Source organism: Bacillus thuringiensis, assembly GCF_022095615.2.
GTDB classification, from domain to species: Bacteria; Bacillota; Bacilli; order Bacillales; family Bacillaceae_G; genus Bacillus_A; species Bacillus_A cereus_AG.
Window position 1 is genome coordinate 3014067 of record NZ_CP155559.1, and the last position, 26850, is coordinate 3040916.

The window sequence follows — 26850 nt, forward strand, 5'->3', positions numbered from 1 at the left end:
CATAAAAAAGAAATATGAACGGAATATGAACAGAAGATTACAGAGGGGTAGATTAAATTTTCAGAAATTATTGAAAAAAATTCGAATCCTTGATACAATTCAGTCAAATAATATTGACCGAGTAATTTTATTTGAGGAGTTGATCATGTTGAAGCCCATGTTAACACTAACTACTTATAGCCAACTAAAAGCAATAAGCGATCCACTACGTGTCGAAATGATGATGCGTCTATGCGAACGTCCTTATACAGGACAATTACTATCTGAAAAATTCGGCATTCCAAGGGCGAAAATTCATTATCATTTAAAAGAATTAGAAAAGAATGGTTTTATAGAAATTGTTTATACAGAAGAAAAGAATGGCATCGTTCAAAAGTTTTATCAATCTGTCGCTAGAGGCTTTACCCCTGCTGCTGAACTATTACCTCATTTAGAAATATTAAGTGAATCAGGTCGCCAAATCTTTTTACAAATGACAGAAAGAACGAAAAGCCATATTCTCGCCGCACCAGAAGAAGCTTTTACATTACGAAAAGTAAGCGAAGATCCAGCTGAGTGGAACTATGTTTCGTCCTGCTGGGAGTTTGATGCAACGCCAGAACAATTTCAAGTATGGGTGAAAAAGTTTCATGAATTAATGGCTGAATTAAATGAGATCGCAAAAGACGCAGATAAAGATCCAAATAGTAAATCTTATTATATTTCTACTACTGCACTACAAATCGATGAACGAGCGATGCAGCGCTTTGTGAAAAAAGAAGAAAAATCGTAATACGATTTTTTTTACGTAAACGGTCAATTTTATTTTACCGAATAAATTTTTTATAAAGGAGTAGATTAAATGGACATATTGAAAAACCGGAATTTCCTCTTATTATTTTTAGGAAGAATTTTTACAAACATAGGAGATAGTTTGTATTATGTAGCCGCAATGTGGCTCGTATATAAATTAAGTGGCAGTCCTTTCTATTCTGGATTAGCTGGTTTCCTTACATTATTACCTTCTGCACTTCAATTTCTTACTGGGCCATTCGTCGATAGATGGTCAATCAAAAACACACTCGTCATTACACAAGTTCTGCAATGCATTCTTATTTTAATCATTCCTATTACACACTACTTCGATCTACTAACCGTTCAACTACTACTTATCATCATGCCCATCGTAGCTTTTATCGAACAATTCGCCTATCCTGCACAGTCAAAAGCTTTACCACTTCTACTGCATAAAACACAACTATTAAAAGGAAATTCACTCTTTTCATTTGCGTATCAAGGCATTGATTTAATTTGCACGACTCTTTCTGGCATATTAGTAGCACTGTTTGGCGCAATTACCTTATATGTAATCGACTCCTTTACATTCGCGATTACTGCCCTTTTGTTCTTTTCATTAAAAATGCCAAAGCAAACAGAAACCAATACATCGCTATCAACTAAACAATATTTCACTGATTTAAAAGAAGGTTTTTCGATTGTCTTCCGTTCATTAATGGGCGTATTCTTAATCGGTTCAGTTGTTGCTAATTTTTCAATTGGTATGACGATGGCGATACTCCCTTCTTTCGCTGATTCTTTAGGAGGCGTGAAATCATATGGCTTCTTTTTAGCTGCTATATCAGCAGGTAGTCTCATTGGTGCATTATTCAGTTCATGGGTTGGTAAACGTAATGTTGGTCGTGTCTCTATTATTGGCTTTGCGACTGGCGCTATCTTTTGGTTTCTCTCTACAATCGTACCGTTTCAATGGCTATCTATTTTTTTATTCGGCCTAGCTTGGATTCCAATTGGTGCAACCAACATATTATTTGCGACAATTAGTCAAATTGTAATTCCAAATCAATATATCGGACGCATCAACTCAGTCACGCGAAGCATAGGTACAATCGCTATGCCGCTTGGTTCTTTAATTGGCGGATACACTGCGAATGTATTTAGTAGCCAACTCATTTTCGCACTCGCTAGCATCGGGATTTTATTTATTTCTCTCGTATGGCTACTTCATCCGAAATTAAGGGCTTTGCCGAAAGCTGATGAAATTACAGCGGATACTTTTGGGGTTCGATTTAAAGTAGAGCGCGGGAAAGGTACGGCTTTATAGCAGAACAAACATAACCCCGTTCTAAATTGGGGACGGGGTTAAACATATAGTTATTTAATTTTGGATGTAAAATACTTCACTAAAAATATAACAATAAAGTCGTTTGAATATCTAAATTTTATTCAACAATAGCACCAACTAAATCGTTTAGTTAACGCTTTGATGGCCATGCCCCCTGCATTTTCCTTAATTGAATAATTTGGCCTGTATGATAAGCATCGTGAAGCATAATGTCCAGTAATTTCCCCTCAAGTGAATTTTGCTCAAGCTCTTGTTCGGAAATTACACTCAATACCTGTCTTAAATTACGTTGAGCATTTTCAGAACGGTCAACGACGTCCTTCCATTCCGTATCATCATTAGATTGCTTAGTAAGATAAAAGGTGTCATTACCGTCAAGATTATGTGTCCATTCACGTCCTTCCAAGTTTGCAGCAAGTCTTTCTTTGTAATAAATGAGATGATTAACGTTCTCCCAAATGGTATTCGTTGTCTCTCCAGCTGGTTTCCAAATAGCCTGTTCAGCTGTAAGTCCTTCTATAGCCTGTTTAAACGGTGCATACCAACTCTCTTTATCGAATGTTGAATCTAGTGCGTTTAATAACAAATCAATTCGTTTCAAAGTAATTTCCTCCCTAAATAGTTAAAGTCTCAATAAAATCCTTATAACTCTGTAGACATTCTACATTTTCAAATAAACTTCCTCCTGATCTCACTCCACAAACTCGTTCAATTATGTAATTAAAATGGCTCACATTTTTTCACTTTACACGTATACTAGCGACAAAAAAGAAGAGGCCGTTCCCAAACAGCCTCTTCCATCTATTTTGGAAGCTCCACCCGAACAGTAGTCCCTTCCCCTTTCGTACTATACACTGAAACGTTTCCATGATGCAGTTCAACAATCTTCTGCACAATAGATAACCCTAAACCACTACCTTCTACATTTCTTGCTCTTGCCGTATCTACTTTGTAAAAACGATCAAAAATACGATCCATTTCTTCTTTTTCCATACCGATTCCGTTATCGGATATCGAGATAATGACACTAGACTCTAACTCTTCGACAAAAAACTCAATGGTCCCAGCATCGTTTGAAAATTTAATGCTATTCGTAAAAATATTACTCCATACTTGATGAAGTAAGTTTTCATCGCCTTGTATTGTAATGTCCGGCACATCAAACTCAACAGTGATATCTTTCTCACGCCACTTCCATTCGAGCATAAAAATGACATCTTTAATTTGCTTTTGTAAATTGAATTCTTTTATTTGCAACACTTTCTCTTCTTTATCTAATGAAGCAAGCGTGAGTAACTGTTTACATAAACTAGACATTCGCTTACTTTCGCCCTCAATAATTTGTAAGTAATGATTTCTTTCTTCTTCACTCATCTTTTCTGTTTGCAACGTCTTCGAAAAACCTTGTATAGAAGAAAGCGGCGACTGGAATTCATGTGAAACGTTTGAAACGAATTCTTGTCGCATTTCATCTAGTTCTTTTATACTTTTCGTCATCTTTTGGAAGCTTGTAGATAACGTTCCTATTTCATCTTTTCGTTTTACGTCTAATTCAATTTCATATTCACCACTCGCAATTTTTTGCGTAGCCTTCGTAAATTTACGAATTGGGCGAACGATATAACCTGCTGCAATCGCTATAAAAATAATACTTAATAACACAATAAACCCAAGTAAAACCGCTAAGAAAATTCGCATCTCACCAAATTGGTTCTGAATGTCAGGACGAATAAATAATGCGTACTGTTTATCCCCGTGTTGTACTGGGACACCGACACTATTAATTAACTCATTATCAAAAAAACCGGTAATAAAGAGACGCGTGGGATACGTAGAAACACCATTAAATGTTTCGCCATGCAATACTTTATGTACGGTATCATCACTAATAGACGTCTTACGAAATGCATTCCCGATACGCTTTCCATTCTTTTGATCATCGACAATATAAATTTCATATCCTAACTTTGCAATAGAATGCAAGTATGCCTCTTGATTTCCTTCACTTTGCTTTTCATATAATGACTTAACTTCTTCCGCATACGCTAAAATCTTCTCACTATTGTACGGTTTTAACTTCACTTGATAATATACGTTCGTTAATAAAAAACCGATAATACTACTAAGAAGCATAATCCCCACTGTCATAAAAACAAATCTAGAATATAGTGATTTCATCTTATTTCAGCTCCAACTTATAACCGAGTCCGCGCACTGTCGTAATTTGAAAATCATCAGTTCGTTTTGAGAAACGATCTCTCAGTCGCTTCACATGAACATCAACCGTTCGTTCGTCCCCTTCAAAATCCATTCCCCATACTAATTCAATTAACTCTTCTCTTGAAAATGTTCTTCCAGGATAACTAGCGAGCTGTGATAATAATTCAAATTCCTTCAATGGAAGTAAAATCGTTTGACCGTTACACTTTACTTCAACACCTTTACGATCAATTGTCGTCCCATGAAGTGTAATAATGTCTGCACTCAGCATTTGATAACGGCGCAACAATGCTTTCATACGGAAAATGACTTCAGCTGGCTCAAATGGTTTTACAATATAATCGTCCGTACCAGAAATGAATCCTTTTTCTTTATCGACTAACTGATCTTTCGCAGTTAATAAAATAACAGGTATATCATGGTACTTCCGTATTTCTTCACATAACGTATAGCCATCAACGAACGGCATCATAATGTCTACTATCGCAAGATGAATATTTTCTTTCTCTAATACGCCTTGCGCTACCTTTCCATCTTCTGCTTCAAAAACTTTAAACCCCTCTTTTTGTAAATGGTAATGTAACAACTCTCTAATATGCTTATCGTCATCAGCTAATAAAATATGTATCATCTTCATTAAACCCTCTCTTGTTCATCCTTCTACATTTCTTACATTAAGAAACAATTGGTTTTTTTGCAAGAAAAAGAAAAAGAATCTATTTTGAAAAAAGATTATTCAAAATAGATTCTTACGTTTTAGTATTAAGATTATTTTAATGAAAAGTAATTTCTATGCTTTAGAAATATCAACGAATCCTTCTCCAAATACGTCACGAACATCGTGTATAGCGATGAACGCAGCAGGATCTGTAGTTTGAACAATCCGTTTTAGCTTCACTACTTCTTGCTTATTAATAACAACATAAAGGATTTCCTTCGGAGTTTTCGTATAATAGCCATGACCTGAGTACACGGTAACCCCTCTGCCCATTAAGGTAGTGACCTTCCCGGCAATCTCATTCGGGTTATCAGAAATAATTGTAATGGCCTTTTTCGGATTTAATCCTTCAATTACAAATTCCATCACTTTCGTTGCTACATATAGCATAATAATTGTTATCATCAGTTTTTCTGCACCAATGATGAAATAAGATGAAAACGCAACAATTAAATCGAAGAACAATAAACCATAGCTAATGCTCCATCCTAAATATTTATGCGTCATCCTTGCTAAGATGGTAGTACCTGCTGTTGTTCCGCCAACACGAATAATAAGACCAATCCCGCACCCAATAAATATTCCTCCGAAAATGGCATTTACAAGCATTTCATCCGAAGCAATCGTCCAACCTTCTGTCAAATGAAGGAATAGCGAGTTCGTAACTACAGCGATAATCGTATAAATTGTTGTAATCTTATTCAAAAATTTATAACCAGCTATTAACAAAATCGCATTTAAAATTAAGTTAACTAAGCCTGGTGACCATTCAAATAAATAGTACGTAATAATCGTGATACCTGTTACTCCACCCTCACCAAACTCGTTCGGGATAACAAACAAATTCACACCTAACGCAAAAAGAAATGCACCGATAATAATAAAAATAATGTCTGTCGTTCTTTTTTTCATACAGTACCTCACTTCTTATGTAAATATTTATTCTGTCATAAACTCTCACCATTATATCGTGGAATATTCAAATCGAACAGTGGTTTATTTTTATTTTAATATAGGATGATACATCAACTTTAGCCTATATCCACATGTGATTAAAAAAGGATAACAACTGTATTTATTATGTACTACAAATAAAGTTTTGATTTCACATGCAATTCAGCCTAAAAAATGAATATACACACTCTCACTCGCACAAACTTCGAATACAAAGCAAATAGGCGAAGCTATAGAATAGACTTCGCCTCAAGCGTGTGATTATAAAAATGTATATGAGATTTTATATTCATACATTCCAGAAATACATTTACTTATCTTTCTCCATATATTCTTTAATCTTTCGTTCTTCCCACTCTTTTCCGAATATCCCAAATGGAAAAGTTGTTAAACCGTGTATAACGATACCGATCCCCCAACCTCCAAGTGGATATAAAAACCATAATTTACTTGAATCAGAACTTATATTTATGAAAAAAAGCATTAAGTTAACTAATATATAGACCGTTAAATGAATATAAAACGCTTGTAAATTCTCTACCCTTTTTTTAGCTCGTAAATAAACATCATCTCGCTCCACCCTTAAACACCTCTTTCCATATTGTTTTTTTCACCTTCGCTCCAGTATTAACATCATATTCTAATCCGAAATCCGTTATTCTCAAAAAAACATAAAACAAAAAAGTACCCATCGAATTATCATACATATGATGATTCGATGGGTACTGCATGATACATTTGTTATTTACAAGCGTCTAATTAAGACCAAATCCAAACACCATCATTATTTTCAACGTTGCTCTTTACCTCATAAACTTTTTCGATATGATCAACTGTGTTCCAGTTAATAGAACTTCCGCCCCAACCTACATACTTCATATCAACTTTTACTTTCTCACCTGTATTAAATACTTGTCCCTTTGTTAAGAAAACATCAATAATAACTTTCTTCCCGTTTAGCGATGGATACTTAACTACGACATATTTAGTAGCACCGTCTCCCTCATCTTCCATCGTCCCTATTTTTGATACTTCTCCAATCACATAATCAGGAGAACCATCTTCTTTCATGTGCATGCCTAACTTGTTTGTTGTATTTTCAATTGCAGTTGCAACCATATATTCTGTAAAATTACGCATCATAGATCCAGTAGCTTTTACTTCATCTCCTACTTTCACGTTTGAAAGAGAATCTATATACACACTAATAGGTTCTTCATATTGCTTAGATTTCACAACAAGTACACCGTTATCTACTTCTACTACTCGTCCTTCTAACGTCGAGATATTCGATTCAATAGAAGCTGCACTCACTTTTGTTACTTCTAATCCTGGTAAATTTGTTCCTGATAATGCTGCGATCCCTAAAGCACCTGCTAAAATTAATTTTTTCATACCCATTATGAAACATCTCCATTCATGATGATTTTATTTTTGATTGGATACGACCAACCTGTAACTATTATAGTTACAGGTTGTAAAAAATAGCAACCATCTTTCTTATGCAATGTTGCATACTGTACTTTTTAAATATAAAGCGGTTTTCCCTATATTCAGCACTACTGCTAAATTCTTGCATAACAGCAGGTAAACGGATTGATGATGAAGAAAATAATCTCATGCATCATATTTTTCAATACTACAGTTTGTATAATTGTAGTCCATTACATTATGTAGGAGCGGAATTCATATGTTAATAAAACCAAAGAGATTACAGCCAGGAGATATCGTAGCAACAGTAAGTGCTTCATGGGGAGGAGCGGGTGATTCTAAGCTAAGATGGCGTTATGAGCAAGGAGTAAAGAGATTAGAAGAAGTATTCGGGCTTACAGTTATCCCAATGCCAAATAGTTTAAAAGGTAGCGAATACCTTTATAACAATCCAGGGGCTCGTGCGGAAGATTTAATGACAGCATTTAAAGATACGCGTGTTAAAGCAATTATTACGAATATTGGTGGGGAAGATAGTATCCGTTTACTACCTTATATTGATTTTAATGTGATACGTGAAAATCCGAAAATCTTTATGGGGTACTCTGACGATACCGTTTCACACTTATTTTGTCATAAAGCAGGAATTTCCTCTTTTTACGGTCCAGCAATCTTAACTGATTTTGCCGAAAATGTAGAGATGAATCCTTATACAATTGAAATGGTAAATCGGACTCTCTTTTCAAATGAGACAATTGGCGAGATTCAACCAGCTCCTGAATGGACGAGTGAGCGTTTAGAATGGATAGAGGTAAATAAAGATACAAGGCGTACGATGAAACAAAACAATGGCTATGAGGTACTTCAAGGCTCTACTACTGTACAAGGACGCTTAATTGGTGGTTGTATAGAAGTATTGGAATTTGCAAAAGGAACGGAACTTTGGCCTGAGAAAAAACATTGGGAGAATCGTATCCTTTTCTTTGAAACTTCTGAAGACCATCCAGAACCAAGCTATATAAAGTATTGGTTACGAAATTACGCAGCGCAAGGCATTCTCCAAAAAGCAAAAGGCATCATTTTTGGTAAACCAAAAGACGAAATGTATTATGAAGACTATAAACACGAAATACTGAAAGTAATGAAGGAACATAACTTAGAAGATTTGCCGATTCTTTATAATTTAAATTTTGGACATACCGAACCGAAGTTTATTTTACCTTACGGTGCGATGGCCGAAATTAATTGTGAAAATGTATCTTTTTCTATTTTAGAGAGTGGCGTGGAATAAAGTGAAACTTGAAATAAGTATAGCCATAAGTTTTATTATTATATTTCCCTGATCCTACAGGAAGAATAGCGTATTTTTTTGTTAGCTTAATAGCGATATGGCAGGACCCCAACAAATACAAACACTCCTATAAGATATGACTGTGAATTGATGCTTTTTAAATGATATGGAAATTACTTATCTAATGATAAAGGGGGATTTACTTGTATGGAAGTAACATTTACAGTAAGTAAATGGGATGAAAAACTACTCGATGATACTAGAAAAGATTTTCCTATTAATATTGCCCATATTGAATATGATATTGATGGTGAATTAAAAGGAAAAGCTTTTGTTGAATACTTATTATATTATCTAGACTCAAATATAAATGATGGTCACTTGGCTACTGCTAAAATTTCTGGATTTTTACACTTTGAAGGAATATATAAGGGGCAACAAGGGACATTTACAGCTATAGAGCAAGGAATATTTGATAAAGGAAATCTAGATTCCCCAGGAACAATTATTAAAGCTACCGGTAATTTAGAAAATCTGAGAGGGTCCTATCATTATCAGTTTACAGGTCAAACTAGTAAACTAATTTTAGAGTTTGAATTTTTAAAAAATACCCTATAATATAGTGGAGAGGACATTTCTTGTAATACTAGGAATGTCCTTTTTGTTGACGAGCTTATTCAACTATTCTTCTATTAGTTAAGAAAAGAACCGAGTATATTACATAACGTCTTATTATCAGTATTCAGCAATGTATAAAACTTTCGTTATGGTGGAATTAAAAATCTAAGCCCGATTGACATGGCCCCCACCTATTCATTACTTTTTCTACTAACTAAAGAATAATCCCCGAAAAACTCCCCTTCATAACTTCTTTTTCAAGTTGATTCCTACATGTAAACATCGCAATAATTTTCGTACGATTTTTTTCATCTGGCTCAAATCGTTCAATGGTTACGTCACAACAAATTGTATCACCGCTAAAAACAGGACGTAAAAATTCAAAATCCATCTTGCGAGCTAACACGTTATAATCACCGCCAATTTTTGTAGGCAACGTTGATGTTAACAGCCCTTGTACAACAAATCTCCCCTGCTCATCTGGTGTAACATGATGAACGCCTTCATCTTTTGATACTTCCGTAAATAATGCAACATCTTCTTTTGTAAAAGTTCGTTCAAAGGTGATTTTTTCGCCTACTTGTAATTTCATCCATACCCCTCCTCAAAAACCCTTTTAAAATAAGAAAAACCGAAACTAAAAATCATTTCGGTTTTTCACTCAAAAGAAGTTTATTTTAACGAATGTACAAACAACCCGCTGCGAAGTTTCGGTTCAAACCACGTTGATTTTGGCGGCATAACTTCTCCAGCGTCTGCGATTGCTAATAAAGCTTCCATTGATGTCGGATATAATGCGAACGCTGCTTTATATGCACCGCTATTTACAAGACGTTCTAGTTCTTCTAATCCGCGGATTCCGCCTACAAAATCGACGCGTGAATCAGATCGCGGATCATGTATTTCAAGTACTTGGCTTAATAAATGATCTTGCAGGATAGATACATCTAAACCTTTCACGAGATCATTCGCATCAAACGTTTCCTCTTTCACTGTGAGCTTATACCATTTCTCATTTACATACATACCAAATGTTTTTGGCTCATTTGGTTTATACGGAGAAACAGCTGCTTCTTCTACATAAAAGTATTGCGTGATTTGCTTTAAAAACTGTTCTTCTGATAAGCCCTTTAAATCTTTCACAACTCGGTTATAGTCCCAAATAGATAATTCATCATGAGGGAATAAAACGGATAGGAAGAAATTAAATTCCTCTTCTCCTGTGTAATTTGGAAATTGTTCTCTTCGCATTAGCCCTACTTTTGCTGCTGATGCTGAGCGATGATGTCCATCTGCAATATAAAGATTCGGGATATCTTCAAATAAGTTTACTAAACTTGCAATTACTTCTTCATCAGCTATTTTCCAAGCAACATGCTTAACGCCGTCTTCTGCTGTAAATGTATAGATTGGTGTATGTTCTTCTTTCCAGTTGCTAATTAATCGTTTCACGTCTTCTTTTGTACGATACGTTAAAAAAATAGGACCTGTATTTGCGTCACACACATCTACGTGACGAATACGATCTAGTTCTTTTTCATGACGCGTTCTTTCATGTTTTTTAATTGTATCATCTTCATACTCATCAATAGATGTACAAACGACAAGCCCTGACTGCTTTCTACCTTGCATCGTCAGCTCATAAATGTATAGTGCTGGCTCTTCGTCTTGAATGAACACTTCTTCTCGTATAAGTTGATTTAAATTTTCACCCGCTTTTTCATATACGCGATCATCGTACGGTGAAAGTGCTGGGTCTAAATCAATTTCTGCTTTATCAACGTGTAAGAAAGAATACGGATTTCCTTTTACAACACCTCTTGCCTCTTCACTATTTAAAACGTCATACGGTAAAGCTGCAACTTGTGCTGCTTTTTCTTCTACTGGACGAATGGCCCGAAACGGTCGGATTTTTGCCAAGTTTTCCTCTCTCCTTTACACAATCATTCGAACGGCTACAACACCTGTAATTTTGCTTATATTTTCCACAATGTTCTCTTTTATTATATCATCAATTCCGTTATCAATATCAATCATTGTGTACGCCCAAGAATGTTTACTACGATTAATCATATCCGCAATATTAATATGATGTTCTGCTAAACATCCTGTAATTTGTCCTACCATGTTCGGTACATTTTGATGCATAATCGTAATTCGTTTCTTTCCGATATACGGAAGTTCTACGTTTGGATAGTTTACTGAATTACGAATATTTCCTGTCTCTAAATATTCTCGTAATTGACGTGCTGCCATGACCGCACAATTTTCTTCCGATTCAGACGTAGATGCACCAAGATGAGGCGTCGCTGTTACATTTTTCATCTTTATCACATTTTCATTCGGGAAGTCCGTTACGTAATGTGTAATAACATCTTCTTCTAAGGCTGTTTGAAGAACTTTTTCATCTACAAGTTCTCCTCTAGAGAAATTGAATAGACGCATACCTTTTTTCATCTTCTCTACAGCGTGTTCCCCAATAATCCCCTTCGTTTGATTTGTAAGAGGAATATGAAGGGTAATATAATCACATGTTGCAAAAATTTCATCTAAACTAAATGCTCTTTGCACATGCGTAGAAAGGCGCCATGCTGTTTCAACTGAAATGTAAGGATCGTATCCGATAACATCCATCCCTAAAGCTAACGCATCGTTCGCAACTAAAGCACCGATTGCACCAAGGCCAATAACGCCTAGACGTTTCCCTGCAATTTCTGATCCAACAAATTGTTTTTTCCCTGATTCAACAAGCTGCGGTACTTCTTCACCCTCTAAATTTTTCGTCCAGCTTACTCCGTTAATAATGTTACGTGAAGACATAATAAGGCTGGCGATAATAAGTTCCTTTACTGCATTGGCATTAGCTCCTGGTGTATTAAATACGACAATCCCTTTTTCTGTACATCGCTCGACAGGAATATTATTTACGCCAGCACCAGCTCTTGCAATCGCCTTTAAGTCTTTTGAAAATTCTTCTTGATGTAAAGAATAGCTGCGAAGTAAAATACCATCTGGATGGTCCATTCTATCTCCTACTTCATAACGCTTTCCGCCAAGTACTTGCAAGCCTTTTTCTGCAATTTGATTTAACGTTTGAACACGAAACATATCCCCATCTCCCTATCTATTCTCAAGCTCAAATTCCTTCATATAATTCACTAATTGCTGTACACCGTGTACTGGCATCGCATTGTAAATACTTGCACGCATACCGCCGACTGAGCGATGTCCTTTTAACGTAACAAGGCCGCGTTCTTTCGCTTTTTGTAAAAACTCATTATTCAGCTCTTCTGACGGCGTTGTAAACGGAATATTCATAAGTGATCGATACGTAGGATCAACTGGTGAAGTAAACAATTTTGATTCATCTAAGAAATTGTAAAGAAGTGAAGATTTCATTCTATTCTGTTCTTCAATCGCAGATACCCCGCCTTGCTCTTTCAACCACTCTAGTACAAGTTTCGTTACGTAAATACTAAAGGACGGCGGTGTATTATATAAGGAGTTATTTTTGCTGTAAGTTTCATAGTTTAACATCGTAGGACAAGAGCGATCTGCTCTCCCAATTAAATCTCTTTTTATAATAGCAATCGTTAAGCCCGCTGGCCCTAAGTTCTTTTGCGCTCCCGCATATATAAGGCCAAACTTCGTAACATCATATCGTTCTGATAAAATATTTGAGGACATATCCGCAACGAGCGGTACTTTATCTAAATGTGGAATGTCCACATATTTCGTCCCCTCAATTGTATTGTTCGTTGTTATATGTATATAATCTAGTTTTTCATCGCTCCGTAAACCATCCAGCTTAGGAATCGTAGTAAACTTCGCTTTTTCAGAAGAAGCAATCACTTGTACTTCTCCTACTTTTTCAGCTTCTTGCATCGCCTTTTTAGACCATGAGCCAGTCAATACGTACCCTGCTTTTTTATACGTATTCATTACATTTAACGGTATCATAGAAAATTGTAATGACGCACCGCCTTGTAAAAACAACACTTCATACTCATCAGGAATGTTCATTAATTCACGAATTAGGCTACTCGCTTCCTCTATAATACTTTGAAAATAAGAAGATCGATGACTCATTTCCATAATAGACATGCCTGTCCCGTTATAATTTACAAGCTCCTTTTGCACTTTCTCTAAAACTGGCAAAGGGAGTATTGATGGTCCAGCTGAAAAGTTATATACTCTCTCCATCACCCTAATAACCTCCCTATTTCTCATTTTTATTAATTTTTAAACTTTCTGAATTATAACCCGAAATATAATATACGGTCAATTTGTTTTCTATTATTACGGCGCAAGACGCAATGGAATCGCTTGCATGTGCAAACTATTTTTTATAAACATACAAAAAAGTGTTAAGTACATAATCGTACTTAACACTCTAGTAGTAATAGAATAATAGCTAATTGTTCGTAAAGAACCGATCAAAAATTTGATAAATAGCAGAAAGACCAAAGAGCCAATAAATAGTGTCCACAAGCGCCGGCATTGAACCAAACCATTTCTCAACTACATTGTAATCTAACGCTACAAATAACCAATTCAAACCGCCAAGAATCACCAAAACTACTGTAAGGTAAGACAAAAATTTCATTATGATTGCCCCCTAGGTGATAAGATGGTGAAAGGCCTTTCACTAGAAATATATGTGGTAAAATTCAAAACTTACCTATTTAATAAAATTTATTTTCGGTACCAGCCGTTAATAACTGCCTCTGCTTCTTTACTATGAATTTGATACGCATGTGTACTATTATTAGAACCAATAAACCAAACTGAGAATCCTTTAAAGTATGGCTTCGATTCCAAAACATTTCGATAAGCACGCCACCCGTTTAGTTGTATATCTCTTGAAAATACATTTGAAACATTTGGATTCCACGGATTTTGCAATCCAAGTTCACGCGCCGGAACGTTAAATCCGCCAAAATAAACAGGCTTTCCTGTTGCTTTATGTAATTGTTCTAGTTGCTGAACAACATTTTGTCCACGATTATATACTGTCGTCGCAAATAAATTTTGTCTTACTTCTTCATACGATGGATTTCTTTTCCCTGAAACTTCAAACCAACTATCGATACTTACAATATCCACCTTTTTTAAATACGGACGATTGATTTTCACTTTAAACTTTGCCTCATATGAAGGATCCCAAGTTGCTGTTAACCACCAATTCATTTGATACAAAACATTTCCTTTATACTGCTTACGAACAAAATCAATCGTATCGCTCCAATATCCTTCTGCATATTCCATATTCACGAAATTAGAAGCAATCTTGAACCCATACACATTGTATTTACTTGTAATCGAATGAAAGATGTCTTGCAAAACAACCGTTTTCCAATTCCAGAAGAAATCATTAATATTACTTGGATTCCACTCCGTTTCTCCAACATTTCCTTGCTGAATATACGGGAACGGTTCCACTATAACTTGAATATTACGCTTTAATAATTCTTGAATTAAAATAATAGCCTGTTTCTTTTGTGCCTGATTAATTACCATATTAGTAGAAGTGACATTCGGAATGTCGACTTGAATCGGTACATTTACTGTATTTAAATTTAAACGTTTCACATCAGCTAACACTTTCGATACATTTCCAACTTCCCATACCGTTACGTTCCCTGATTTTATTTTTCCTGGTTGAACAGCTGCCTGTATATTCCCTTGAAAACAAAAAGAAAACAACATAATAAACACTCCTAAAAAACTTACTAAACTCTTATTTCTCTTCACAACTTTCCTCCTATTATTCTTGGCATACTTGCTTATTTTATACAACGTTTCACATATATTCCATACAAAAAAGAGTGGGATTTTCATCCAAAAAAATGCTATTCATCCTTTATTCATACCTTATTCATACTAACCTCCTAAAAATAGTAAGGTAAATAAAAAAGGAGCGTATTTCTGCTCCCTTTTTATCTTTTCACGATTGAAGTTATTGCATTTTTTCTGATAATCTAATCACATCTATCTTTTCGTATAAATAAATTTTTATACTCATAAATGTATCAAAAAATTTTTATCTATATTCGTTTTTTGTTTGTATTACTTTCATGTCTTTGAATATTCATAATTGCACCTCCATTATATTTGCATATAACACCTACCTAATTATGATATTTATGCATATAACTATATTTTTAGGGGCGTCTTATTTCGCCTTGTCATATTTCACTAATTGAATTTACAACACATCCGTATGCTATTTAGTAAGGTTTATTATTCGAGACATAATTATTGCAGTAATTAAGATAATAATAGCGGTTATCAAGCCAGATTCTCCAATCCAAATATCAGTTTGATATCCTGTACTTGCACGTGCGAAAGGTCCTTGAATAATGGCATTCCAAGTAGTATGGATAATAACCGAAGGCCAAACGCTACCTGTGATAAGTCGTAAATAAGCTGTAATATAACTGAATGGCACAATACAAAAATAGATGCCAAGTACTGAAAGAACGAGAGACGGTCCCTCTACATATAGACCAGCAATAACAATTGGAACATGCCACGTTGCCCAAATCAATCCGCTAATAAGGATGGGCCGTGAAAACTCTGCATCGACTAGCCTTGTGAGCATATAACCTCGCCAACCCATCTCTTCTCCCAAAACTGGGATTAAATTAAGCAAGCTTCCGAAAATGCCGCTCAATACTACTAGATAAATGAAACTGAATGGTTCCGGTAGATACTGAAGTCCAAGTATATTGTAGATTGGTTCTAACATACCACCTTCGGGATGCTGAAACCTCGCAATGCCGCTCAACCAGGCGATAGAATAAGTAATTCCACAAATAACCATAGGTATTAGCAGAGCAAGACCAATCCCCTTCCATATCTTTAAGTTACCGAGACTAAAAGATACATCTTTAAATCCTTCTTTCAGTATTATGCGAGTCAAAATAGAAGATAATGCTGGGGTAAACATATATACCACAATAAGCGGCATACTTTTCGTAATTATTACTACTACATTTAAGATAATAGAAGTAATGATTAAGATACTCAGAAAGAGTTGAAGTCCTATTTTAGCACGTTGGATTTTATCTTTATTGTGGAACGATTTTGCGTGTAATATCATTGTAATCCGCCCTTCCCCTTTCATTCACTTGTTTATCGAATTTACTTCTTGTCATTTCTACAGACACAACTTGGAATAGAAATATTTTGGCATACAGATCATTTCATTCATCTTTAACATCCCTCCCAAACTCATAATCGAGTCTTACTTGCGACTCATCAATATAATTATTATTTATAAGTTGTCATAGCCGGTAGTACAAAAGTGTAATGATTAACCTATGACTTGTGTCAATTTAACCTTATGACAATATGTAACTAGAAAATATGATATGGGATAGATAACAATTGAATTAAGGCAATTGGTTCGTGCAAGTACATGAATCAATCTTGCTTTTACAAATAATTCAATTGAGGTGGAAAAAATGAATAAGAAAAGAATAATTGCAATGGTTAGTACAGCTTTATTAGTCACAGGATGTGTGGAAGTAGGAAACGCTCAAACAGTAGCAGTCGAAAATTCAGGTCAATCAATCCAAAAAAATATAGTTAAATCAATACAATCACAAGCTTACCCATTAAAAACGATAGAGCCATCAAAAACATTTGAGGATTTAAAACCCCTTAAGAAAATGGTTGGGAGCGCACAATATGTAGCATTAGGAGAGAATACTCATGGAAGCTCTGAAATTTTCACTATGAAGTTTCGACTTGTGAAATATTTGGTTACTGAGATGGGTTTTACAAATTTCACAATGGAAGAAGATTGGGGAAATGGCTTAAAGCTAAATGAATATATCCAAACAGGAAAAGGGAACCCTAGGGATTTTTTAAACTTGTTATATCCTACTGATGAAATTATAGCCATGATTGAGTGGATGAAAGATTATAATGCTGATCCATCCAATAAAAAAAAGATCCAATTTATTGGGCTCGACTTAAAGGAGTTGGACCAAGGTTGCTTTAATAAAGTAATTGATTATGTAAGGCTGCATCGACCAGATTTGCTGGCAGAAGTAGAAGAAAATTATAAAGAATTGTCGGCTTTTCATGGAAGTACACAGGAATATATGGACCTTGCTCCTGAAATAAAAGAAAAGTTCAAAGCAAACGCTGAGAGAGTAGCTCGATTACTAAAAGATGAAAATACGCAAGCCAACACAGAAATAGTTTCATCCGAGTACATTTGGGCGAAGGCAACGGCAAGTGCAATAGAGAAATTTACCACAATGCTAATTCCTAACGACTATCCAAGTATGTTAAAGCTACATGAGCAGTACTTGGCCGATCATGCAATGTGGGCACAAGAGGCATTGGGTGGTAAAACGATGGTATGGGGACACAATATTCATATAGCTAAAGGAATTATCGATGAGAAATTATACCCTTATGTTGCCGGGCAGTTTTTGAAGGAACGTTTAGACAATAATTATGTCACAATTGGTAGTACAACTACGGAGGGAAATTTCACCTTATACAGCGAATATGATCCTTCCACTGGAGGTAAGATTACAACTCGCGAAATTCCACAAAATGTGAATAGCTTTAATTATACCCTCGGAAAAGTACCATATAACATGTTTTTATTGGATAACCGTCACCTTAAAGGACAAGCAGAGAAATGGGTTAAAACAAAAAGACCATTACTAAGTATAGGGGGACAAATCTTCCCAAATGAATCGGTATACTTTGATAAATCATTGCTTGAGCAATTTGATATTATTTTTCACATTCGAAAAACAAGTCCATCTCATATTAAATAAAAGTATAAAACAATCCCGTTCTTGCAGATGCAAAAACGGGATTGTTTTGTGGAGATTAATAAAAGCATCTTTTTAACCAGAAGTAGGTAGCTCTCCCCTTTTTAACATCATTTAGAAATGTCATATGACACTTTTACACTAGTGAGAATGACAAAAAAAGCAGTATGATTCGGTTATTGCATAGATAGGAGCGATGAACATTATGAAATCAAGATTCATCCAGAATGGTTATTTTTTATTGTTAACTTTCGTTACAGGATTGTTTTATTTTTGTTTTTATCTAATAGCTCTGCTATTCAGTTTCACCCTTTCATTTACGGTAGTTGGGATTCCACTAGTTATACGCGTACTACAAACTACTACACCTTTTATCCAATTCGAGCGTATACAGACGAAAATTTATACCGATATTTCAATAGACTCTTACGATAAAAGTATAACAATGGATACATCGAACTGGGTTCAGGTGAAATTAGTGCTTACAGATCGTCGCACTTGGTTTGCTATCTATTGGTTAATGCAGAAATTTGTGATTGGCATTTTCAGTCTCATTAGTGCAATCATTTTTTATGTACTGCCACTTATGTTCCTGTTGGCTCCACTACTATATCAACACATCGATATGAATATTATATTTATACAGATAGATACTTTTGCCAAGTCACTCTTTGTAATGTTTATCGGTATAGTATTTACTGCCCTAAGTATTAGAATAGTCGATGGTTTAACAAAGAAAATTGGGGGCTATACACGTAGTATGATTCGGCAACTAAACCAATAGAAGTTTGCAGTCTGTGAGTAGTATCGCAGTTTTAAATTTAAAAGTATAATAAGCATGGAGAATTAAATTATAATATAGGAAGTAAAAAGGTAGGCTACTTAGGGGGTAAATGACTTGTTAGATATGGTTAAGTATTGGTTTTGGTACGATTGGATTATGTTAGGAGTCCGTATACTTGTTAGTATCTCTATCGCCATAAACACATTAAATGTTCAGGATGGTTTAACATTGCCACTTTGGATCATTATTCTTTGGGAAATTATTGCCTTCTCAATTCCATGGGTAGCCTTACTGTTCAATTACAAATATTACCTGTTCGCAGAAATACTGATATATGGTGGACTGTGTATTTATTTAACTTCTTTATTTCCGGCAGCTTACGTTACATTTCTTATATTGGTTTTTCTGATTGCTGCGAATAGTAAGCATTTGTCCTATTATTGGACAGCTCCAACAACAGTTTTTATAACAACTGGAATTCTCTATGCGGTTGCACCAAGTAATAGTTATTGGATTTTAGTTACCCACTATGGACTTGCTTATGTAATGGGCTTCGCTTTCCATTTACTAATCGTCAATCATAAGCAAAATGAAGCGATTCGTAAACAAAACGCGGTACTTGAGCAATATATGTCTCAGATTGAACGCATTACACTGGCAGAGGAACGGAACAGACTGTCGAGTGAGCTTCATGATACAGTTGGTCACGCTTATACTTCTATTATTATGGGAATGGAAACGTTGCGGACCGAACTTGCTACTGAAATGGGTATACAAAGGCTAGATTCTCTGCTTGAAATGGGACGTAAAAGCATCGAAGACGTGAGAGGTTACCTACATCAAATGGATTCTCCGTGTCAATCGCCTTCCTTAATTCAATCTCTACAAAATCTTGGAGCCGAATTTCAGGAGCATGCTCAGGTAAATGTAAGTTTTCGGGCATACGGAGAGGAATATGAATTATCTCGGCAAGCGAAGATCGCATTCATTCGCTGCTTACAAGAATCTCTTACAAATGCAGTACGTCATGGTCAAGGGACTGAAATTATAGTTACATTGCAGTTTGAACAACAATATACGAGATTAGAAGTTCAAGATAATGGAAAAGGAAATGTAGAATGGCAAGAAGGCTTTGGAATGAATGCGATGAAAGAGCGGGCAATGAATTTGCAAGGTCAATTGTCTGTATATACACAGCCAGATGAAGGAATGCTTGTTACCTGTACCATACCGCGACAAGCTGAAATAAAAGATGGACTTATTCGTTTGTTAATTGTAGACGACCAGCCATTTGTTCGGGAAACTTTGAGGACACTACTCGATAGATATGAAGACTTAAATGTAGTCGGTTTGGCTGAGGATGGCAATCAAGCCATCGATTTGTGTGGGCGCCTTCAACCCCATGTTATACTTATGGATCTAGATATGCAACACATGGATGGAGTCGAAGCAACCAAAAAGATTAAGCAACAATGGCCACATATCCGCGTATTGATTTTTACAACTTTTCAGGATACCGAACAGGCATTGGAATCACTTCGCAACGGTGCGGATGGTTTTTTACTCAAATCTATTGAAACGTTGGAACTAGCTAATACGATTCGACTTATTCACAAAGGTGGGACACTGATTGATCAGGGAATGTCTCACAAAATATTTGAGAAGTTTGATGAGCCAAAAGAGACACCACAATCAAAAGCAACCGCTTATGAGCTAACAGCTAGGGAGATAGAAATATTGCAGCTAGTAGCAAAAGGACTTCGATACACTACCATAGCATCAAGATTATATTTATCGAATGGTACGGTCAGAAATTATGCATCCACAGCTTATGCAAAGCTAGGAGTCCGTAACAAGGAAGAAGCTGTTCAAAAGGCTCTAGAAATTGGAATTATTGAATAACAAAATATTTTGCGGGGTATAAAAAGAAGTAACAAAGAAACAGAACGCTTTGTGTGGTTTCCTTTGTAACAGAGTAAAAGGCCCGTTATCATATAAGTAAATGTTAAAACACTTACTGTTTTGCAATAATAAAATCATTGAATCTTATTCTCTAAAACACAAAAGCCTACTATCCACTTAACTAATAGTAGGCTTTTAAAATTATTTTAGGAATGGTTTATGTTCTAATTTATAAGTTTTCATCAGTGGAAATATTATCACTTCGGCTGTAAAGTTAACACTTTCCCCTCTATCCCCTCCGTATTCAATGTAGTCGTATGATACGTGCCATTTACCCAGTCATCTATTTGATCATGATACCAATCACTTCTAAAAAGTCCTGATTGTCCTGGTCCTACGATATGATAACCGTTTGACATATCTTTCGTATCAATGACGAATCTCCAAGACGCCCCGTGATTTACAATACCGTTATCACCGTAACTCGCTGCTTGAACGGTAACTTGACTTCCGCCAATTGGGACTGGTTTTTCACGATTAAATGCTAGTAGCGCTAACATACTAGATGATTTTGAAATTGGATGTGTGAACGCCAGTTGATGGTAATCGCCCCACTTCCACTCCGCAACATTCGGTCCATATTCCTTCTGTAATTTCTTCATTACATTTTCGTACGATGTATGAACAACTTTCGTAAAGCCCCCATACTTCGTAAACCAAGCGCTCTTTTCTCCTGCTACTTCTTTTCGAATCAATTCATCAACAACTTGTGGCTTCCCTTCAAATAACTCCATCACATCTTTCGGTATTTCTTTTGAAAATAACGTATTTGAAATCTCTTTCATTAACAAATGGAATAGTAATGGTGCTGCTTCATCTTTACTATCGTAAAAATTCCATTTTGTTAATTGTTTTACTCCTTCTTTCTCTACTTCATTTAAAGATGCTTTATTTAACTCTTTTAACAATATAGGAGTAAACTCTTTCCCGTATAAATTTTTTTGATCCATCTGTAACTCTTCTAAATCTTTCACCGTATACTTTTCTTTTTCTTGTAAAAATTCTTGAATACGCATTTGTCTATATGGCTGCGCCCACGTATTACTAATATGGTACGGATAATGATCATCAACAATTTTATTATTCGCAGTTGAAATAAACCCTTGTTTTGGATTGATTACTTTTGGAAGTTGATCAAACGGGATATACCCTTCCCATTCATATTCATCTGTCCATCCTGGAACAGGCAAACTACCATCACCTTTTTTACGCACTGGTATATTTCCATTCGCTTTATAAGCGATTGTGCCGTCGTTTGATGCAAACACAAAGTTTTGAGTTGGTGTATGAAAATCTTGAAGAGCCGTTTCAAACTCATTCCAGTCTTTCGCCTTATTCATATTTAATACAGCCTTTAATTCAGCAGAAGGCTCCAAAGCAGTCCATTTCAAAGCAAATACTGTTTTCGTTTTCTCTTTCCCTTTATCCGCAAACTCTGAAATGACTGGACCATGCCTCGTAACCGTAACATTATATGGGATTGTTTTCCCGCCTTTTACTTTAATAGATTCATCCACAACAGTAGCTTTTTCCCACTTATCGTTATACAGAAATTCATTTTCATTATTAGGATTTCGCTTCTCAATATATAAATCTTGCACATCAGGACCGGTATTCGTAACGCCCCATGCTATTTTGTCATTGTGACCTAATATAACGCCTGGCACTCCCGCGAAAATAACGCCACTCACATGTAAATCTTTCGTTTCAAGTTTCGATTGATACCAAATAGAAGGCGTCGCAAGAGATAAATGAGGATCATCCGCTAAAATCGGCTTACCAGACGCACTCTTCTCACCACTTATAACCCAGTTATTACTACCATTAAACTCTGGTGGAATGATCGCTTTTGCAAAACTTTGTGCTACATTCACATTTGTATTTTCCAGTTCAGCTAGCAATCTAGGCGCATCTTTCGGATATGTAGGAAATAGTTCATTTGCTTGCTCTTTCGGTAGATTTTTCAGCGCCCAATAACGAAATGCCTGACCGTGCCAATGTCCGCCTAAATCAAACGCCATATACTTGCCAATTGTTAAAGAATCTACAATTGACCACTCAGCCGGCTCATAACCTAATATAGTAAACTCGACCGGCAATTTCTTTTCCTCTTTCGCCTCACGTATAAAAGCATTCACCCCATCAGCAAATGATTGCAGGGCATATTTCGCTTCTCCATCATATTGACTAACAGACGCTTCGGCTGCTCGCCGTAAACCGAGCGTTCGAAACAACTTATCTCGATCAACAGCTGCTTCCACTACAACTTCACTCAGCATACCAGAAGCTTGCCTTCTACTTAAATCCATTTGGAACAAACGATCTTGCGCTTGTACATACCCTTGCGAAAAATATAAATCATGTGCATTTTCCGCTTTAATATGCGGTACCCCTTTACTATCTCGCTTCACCATAACAGCATGTTGTAAATCCTCTAGCTTTATCGTTCCATCTATCTTTGGCACAGATCTAAGCGTATATATGTTCAAAAAAATCGCTACACAGATAACTAACAAAAGGACGATACTACTAGACCAAATAAAAATTCTCTTACCACGAGTTCGTTTCTTTTTTATAACAACTTCCATATAACCCCTCCTTTCTCAAACTATTCGCTTCTATTTAAGGAAGCACCTTTTAGAAAAGTTGAAAAACCCATACTTTCTCATACTATGGATCATACAAACTACATACCTCTCTCTTATGTACCCCTTCCTTTCCTTCAATGAAATCTACTCGCCCTTTCTTACACCAATTCCTCAAAATCCCCTTCACATAAGCGAGCGTTCGCTTATTCTGTTCAAACGCAATTTTAAGCGCCTCTAATACTCTCTCTCCTGAAACTTTTCGTATCCACTCTTTCAATTCCTTCACGATATATGGGGATAGACTACTTATATGTTGCTCGTAAAACTTATAAACTTCACTATGTGGAGTATCCTCTTCCACTTCCACATCTTTTATTTCTTCAACAACTTCTTGTAAACTACTAGTATCCTCTTCCTCTGGCATACCAAAATACTGCAATAACAATGGAATCTGCCATTCTTCTTCCAGACATGTACGTAAAAACATATGTATGAATTCTTTATTTTTTACAGTCTTTAACTCACGTAACACACATTTTTCTACATTCGTATTTAAAATAGGGTTGTAGTGTAGCCAATTTATTATATATAACTCTTTCGTTTCCGCATCGTATAAAATCTTTCCGTATTCAACAAACCTATTTAATAACTTCTCAACAGTTTCCATACTGTAACCTGTTTCAAGCTCTGCCACTCGCTTCGGTAATACGTAAATTCCACATTGCTTCGTTTTCGTACCAGTTAACAAATATATGTAAAAATAACGCTCCTCTGGCGTTAAATCTAATATGAATTCATCTTGCCAAAAGTTCACCTGCACATTACGGTACACCGCCATATGTTTACCTCCTCCTTGCATTCATAAAGTGAAACTTTAATCAGTGGGGATTTTGTTCATCCCCCACTGATTATTAGTTGAACCAATCGGGCTTTTACGGGCAGTTGATCCCCCACCTAAGTTCTTTGCTTTTGCTGAATTTTGAGGTGGGGATCTTACTGCCCGTTAATGCGGGATAAAAAGGCAGATTTCAATCCTTCAATATACATATAGGAATGAGGGCTTTGTTTTTGCATTTGAATTCCAAATTTTTTTAACTACTACAACGACGATTTTATTTTTTCGCGCTTTTTTGTTCTTGTAGTTGTTTTTGTTTTGTATTGTTTTTTCTTAGTGATTTATTACTTGGTAGGTGCTTATGAGGGGCTTGGAAGGGGCTTAATAGTGGTTAAAATAAAAAGGAGCTGCTCCAAATTCTCATTTTGGATAGCTCCTTTATCATTCTTTCTATTTTTGACTTGCATCTAACATCTTCACTAAAAAGGCAGCTGCCTCACCACGAGTTGTTGTACCTTTAGGATTAAACTCATTATTTCCAACACCAGTAACTACCTGTAAGCTGTATAATCGTTGAACATGCTGTTTATATGTGATCAAATGTTGGTCTGTAAATGGTAATGCGACTAATTTACCTGTAACACCTTTATACTGTAATGCGTTGTCAATCATGATAGATGCTTCTTCACGAGTGATAGATGCGTTAGGATCAAAAATCCCTCCGCCACGACCGTTAATAATTCCTGCACTTGCACTACGTTTAATACCACTATGAAGTGATGGATGCGCTTCGTTAATATCTACAAATGATTTATTTCCTTCTGGTAGTTTAAGAGCATTTGAGATTAATGTCGCAAACTCGGCTCTTGTTATATTTCGATAAGGCGCAAATACACCATTTCCTTCACCATGCATAATTCCTAGGCTATTCAGTTTACGAATATGCCCTTCAAACCATTTACCTGTAATGTCATCTTTTGGTTTTTGCACTTCTTTATTTGGCACATTGTAGTTGATCTTAATCCAGCTTGGGTTATAGAAAATCCACTCATCGTTACCTACTTTATACCAACCGTTTTTAACCGCTAACACTTTGTAACGGTCTCCTTTTGAAGCTTTACGAACAATATGATGCTCAAGGCCTACGCCACTACGTACGTTTATGCCGTCACCATTCACTACAAGCTCCATATTAGGTTCAGCTGGATTATATTCATTTGAATCAAATAGCTCATTTCTTTCTTGTAAAGGCGAATCAATTTGTGCATTAACATTTGCATACCATTGAATTCCTTGTACGAAACCAGTCCAATTCCCGCGAGAAATTAAAATGTCCGGACAGTTTTTTCCACTCCATTGTTGATGCCTATAAATGTGGTCCGCGCTAATTCCTTCTTTATTCATTAAGTAACCTGCAAGTCGCTTTGCATTCTCTAACGCTTTATTGTAATCTCCATCTTGGTTAACTGAAATTTCAATACCGATAGATTCTCTATTTCCTGAACCATCACCATCTCCTGCATGCCAACCGTTTTCGTTTGTTGGTAAGTGCTGATAAATTTGTTTATCGTCCACTGTAAAATGCCATGAAGCTGTTCGGAACGTACCTTCCGTTGCTTGTTTATACAAATATTTCGCATGATTTTCAGCATTCGCACCACGGGCTATATTTGCAGTCTCATGAATTGTAATGTAACGTGCTTTCATCGGATTGGCAGGGCGAATATCAGGGTTTCCTGCTGGAACAATCCACTCTACAAACGGGACACCTGCAAGTGTTCCATATTTTTTTGTAGTCATCGATGCACTATACTGAATAGCTCTTGGCTTTTCAACCGGCTTCATTTCACGAGTAGAGCCATCATTTCGACCGTCTACATGTTCAAATGCCTTTTCAATGTTTGAAATAGCTTCCTCTTCTGCTACTTGACCTTTTTTCGCTTCTTTCATTTTATGTAACTCTTCTGTTTCATCATGTTTATGTTTATATTCTTCTAGAAGGAGCTTCTCGTTCTCCGATACTTCCTCTTCGTTAATTTGCATGTGATCAGGAGTTTCTAGATTGAAATTAGAATAGCTTAATCCGATCGTTCCATGTTCCCCTTGCGCGATACGAAGTTGATCAGTTTTACTCTCTTCTGCTGATATTGCTAAAGGCGCGCCGCCTAACATTACTAAACTAGTTGATAACGCAATTACTCTTTTTTTTATTATTTTATTCATTGCTGTAATCGATACCTACACTGTTCGTGTAAGTATCTCAACCTCCCTTTATTTTCTCATTCGTGAAAGACTATGAACCTACTATGTATATAAATATGTTTATTCCGCCTTTTTATAATCACTTCATTTTATCCCCAGCAGGCGAATAATAGTTTCTAGAAAATCCCTTAACAGACATTATTTTATAACCAATTGCTATCGCCGTCAAAAGCACTTATAAAAAATAAAAAACCTATGCTCCGATAGCTACAGCAAACGCTACTTCTTTTCTCTCTATTACTTTCACCATGCATATGCAAG

Annotated in this window: 23 protein-coding genes; 7 read left to right on the forward strand and 16 right to left on the reverse strand. The window is 35.9% G+C overall.

Features of this window, described 5'->3' with window-relative positions; all coding sequences use genetic code 11:
* Positions 1 to 145: 145 nt before the first annotated feature.
* Both KZZ19_RS15665 and KZZ19_RS15670 read left to right on the forward strand, forming a co-directional pair.
* A complete protein-coding gene (locus tag KZZ19_RS15665) occupies positions 146 to 772 on the forward strand; it encodes an ArsR/SmtB family transcription factor (protein WP_237980888.1) in 627 nt (208 codons plus the stop codon).
* Between the two features lie 69 nt (positions 773 to 841).
* Positions 842 to 2101, forward strand: coding sequence for an MFS transporter (locus KZZ19_RS15670; protein WP_237980887.1), 1260 nt, complete (start codon positions 842 to 844; stop codon positions 2099 to 2101).
* 151 nt (positions 2102 to 2252) lie between these two features.
* On the opposite strand, the gene KZZ19_RS15675 is transcribed toward KZZ19_RS15670, so the two are convergent.
* From KZZ19_RS15675 to KZZ19_RS15700, 6 genes are all read right to left on the reverse strand, one after another.
* Positions 2253 to 2723, reverse strand: coding sequence for a DinB family protein (locus tag KZZ19_RS15675; RefSeq protein WP_237980886.1), 471 nt, complete (start codon positions 2721 to 2723; stop codon positions 2253 to 2255).
* A gap of 200 nt (positions 2724 to 2923) precedes the next feature.
* On the reverse strand, positions 2924 to 4300 hold the full coding sequence (locus KZZ19_RS15680) for a sensor histidine kinase (RefSeq protein WP_088096989.1): 1377 nt from the start codon (positions 4298 to 4300) through the stop codon (positions 2924 to 2926).
* A gap of 1 nt (position 4301) precedes the next feature.
* Positions 4302 to 4979, reverse strand: a complete 678-nt coding sequence (locus KZZ19_RS15685) for a response regulator transcription factor (protein WP_000781972.1) — start codon at positions 4977 to 4979, stop codon at positions 4302 to 4304.
* A gap of 153 nt (positions 4980 to 5132) precedes the next feature.
* Complete coding sequence (locus KZZ19_RS15690) at positions 5133 to 5972, reverse strand: YitT family protein (RefSeq protein WP_000747488.1); 840 nt, start codon at positions 5970 to 5972, stop codon at positions 5133 to 5135.
* A gap of 352 nt (positions 5973 to 6324) precedes the next feature.
* Positions 6325 to 6594, reverse strand: a complete 270-nt coding sequence (locus tag KZZ19_RS15695) for a 2TM domain-containing protein (protein WP_088096990.1) — start codon at positions 6592 to 6594, stop codon at positions 6325 to 6327.
* A 179-nt stretch (positions 6595 to 6773) separates the two neighbouring features.
* Positions 6774 to 7415 (reverse strand): hypothetical protein, encoded by a 642-nt coding sequence (locus tag KZZ19_RS15700; protein ID WP_237980885.1) that lies wholly within the window; start codon positions 7413 to 7415, stop codon positions 6774 to 6776.
* Between the two features lie 289 nt (positions 7416 to 7704).
* Here KZZ19_RS15700 and KZZ19_RS15705 point away from each other — a divergent pair, with 289 nt between their 5' ends.
* Both KZZ19_RS15705 and KZZ19_RS15710 read left to right on the forward strand, forming a co-directional pair.
* A complete protein-coding gene (locus KZZ19_RS15705) occupies positions 7705 to 8736 on the forward strand; it encodes a S66 family peptidase (RefSeq protein ID WP_237980884.1) in 1032 nt (343 codons plus the stop codon).
* Positions 8737 to 8943: 207 nt separating this feature from the next.
* Entirely contained in the window at positions 8944 to 9354 is a 411-nt protein-coding gene (locus KZZ19_RS15710) for a DUF3224 domain-containing protein (RefSeq protein WP_237980883.1), read from the forward strand.
* Positions 9355 to 9568: 214 nt separating this feature from the next.
* Here the strand turns inward: KZZ19_RS15710 and KZZ19_RS15715 are convergent, their stop codons facing one another.
* The 7 genes from KZZ19_RS15715 to KZZ19_RS15745 form a co-directional block, all read right to left on the reverse strand.
* Positions 9569 to 9946 carry an enoyl-CoA hydratase gene (locus tag KZZ19_RS15715; RefSeq protein WP_237980882.1) on the reverse strand — a complete coding sequence of 126 codons (378 nt, stop codon included), beginning with the start codon at positions 9944 to 9946 and terminating at the stop codon, positions 9569 to 9571.
* Between the two features lie 80 nt (positions 9947 to 10026).
* Complete coding sequence (locus tag KZZ19_RS15720) at positions 10027 to 11274, reverse strand: DUF1015 domain-containing protein (protein ID WP_237980881.1); 1248 nt, start codon at positions 11272 to 11274, stop codon at positions 10027 to 10029.
* Positions 11275 to 11289: 15 nt separating this feature from the next.
* On the reverse strand, positions 11290 to 12462 hold the full coding sequence (locus tag KZZ19_RS15725; protein WP_237980880.1) for a 3-phosphoglycerate dehydrogenase family protein: 1173 nt from the start codon (positions 12460 to 12462) through the stop codon (positions 11290 to 11292).
* Between the two features lie 12 nt (positions 12463 to 12474).
* A complete protein-coding gene (gene serC / locus KZZ19_RS15730; protein ID WP_237980879.1) occupies positions 12475 to 13557 on the reverse strand; it encodes a 3-phosphoserine/phosphohydroxythreonine transaminase in 1083 nt (360 codons plus the stop codon).
* Between the two features lie 211 nt (positions 13558 to 13768).
* A complete protein-coding gene (locus tag KZZ19_RS15735; protein WP_088097000.1) occupies positions 13769 to 13960 on the reverse strand; it encodes a DUF378 domain-containing protein in 192 nt (63 codons plus the stop codon).
* Between the two features lie 89 nt (positions 13961 to 14049).
* Entirely contained in the window at positions 14050 to 15108 is a 1059-nt protein-coding gene (locus KZZ19_RS15740) for a glycoside hydrolase family 113 (RefSeq protein WP_237980878.1), read from the reverse strand.
* A gap of 472 nt (positions 15109 to 15580) precedes the next feature.
* Complete coding sequence (locus tag KZZ19_RS15745) at positions 15581 to 16459, reverse strand: CPBP family intramembrane glutamic endopeptidase (protein ID WP_237980877.1); 879 nt, start codon at positions 16457 to 16459, stop codon at positions 15581 to 15583.
* Positions 16460 to 16823: 364 nt separating this feature from the next.
* Here KZZ19_RS15745 and KZZ19_RS15750 point away from each other — a divergent pair, with 364 nt between their 5' ends.
* The 3 genes from KZZ19_RS15750 to KZZ19_RS15760 all read left to right on the forward strand — a co-directional run bounded on the left by KZZ19_RS15750 (position 16824) and on the right by KZZ19_RS15760 (position 20844).
* The gene (locus KZZ19_RS15750) at positions 16824 to 18161 is read left to right on the forward strand and encodes an erythromycin esterase family protein (RefSeq protein WP_237980876.1); all 1338 of its coding nucleotides are present in this window, start codon (positions 16824 to 16826) and stop codon (positions 18159 to 18161) included.
* 202 nt (positions 18162 to 18363) lie between these two features.
* A complete protein-coding gene (locus KZZ19_RS15755) occupies positions 18364 to 18942 on the forward strand; it encodes a sensor domain-containing protein (protein WP_237980875.1) in 579 nt (192 codons plus the stop codon).
* A 114-nt stretch (positions 18943 to 19056) separates the two neighbouring features.
* Positions 19057 to 20844: a helix-turn-helix transcriptional regulator gene (locus KZZ19_RS15760; RefSeq protein WP_237980874.1), complete on the forward strand. Its 1788-nt coding sequence runs from the start codon at positions 19057 to 19059 to the stop codon at positions 20842 to 20844.
* A gap of 257 nt (positions 20845 to 21101) precedes the next feature.
* Here KZZ19_RS15760 and KZZ19_RS15765 read toward each other — a convergent pair whose 3' ends face one another.
* From KZZ19_RS15765 to KZZ19_RS15775, 3 genes are all read right to left on the reverse strand, one after another.
* Positions 21102 to 23492, reverse strand: a complete 2391-nt coding sequence (locus KZZ19_RS15765) for a penicillin acylase family protein (RefSeq protein WP_237980873.1) — start codon at positions 23490 to 23492, stop codon at positions 21102 to 21104.
* 82 nt (positions 23493 to 23574) lie between these two features.
* Positions 23575 to 24330, reverse strand: coding sequence for a DnaD domain-containing protein (locus KZZ19_RS15770; protein ID WP_237980872.1), 756 nt, complete (start codon positions 24328 to 24330; stop codon positions 23575 to 23577).
* Between the two features lie 447 nt (positions 24331 to 24777).
* The gene (locus KZZ19_RS15775; protein WP_237980871.1) at positions 24778 to 26550 is read right to left on the reverse strand and encodes an S-layer homology domain-containing protein; all 1773 of its coding nucleotides are present in this window, start codon (positions 26548 to 26550) and stop codon (positions 24778 to 24780) included.
* Between the last annotated feature and the right edge of the window lie 300 nt (positions 26551 to 26850).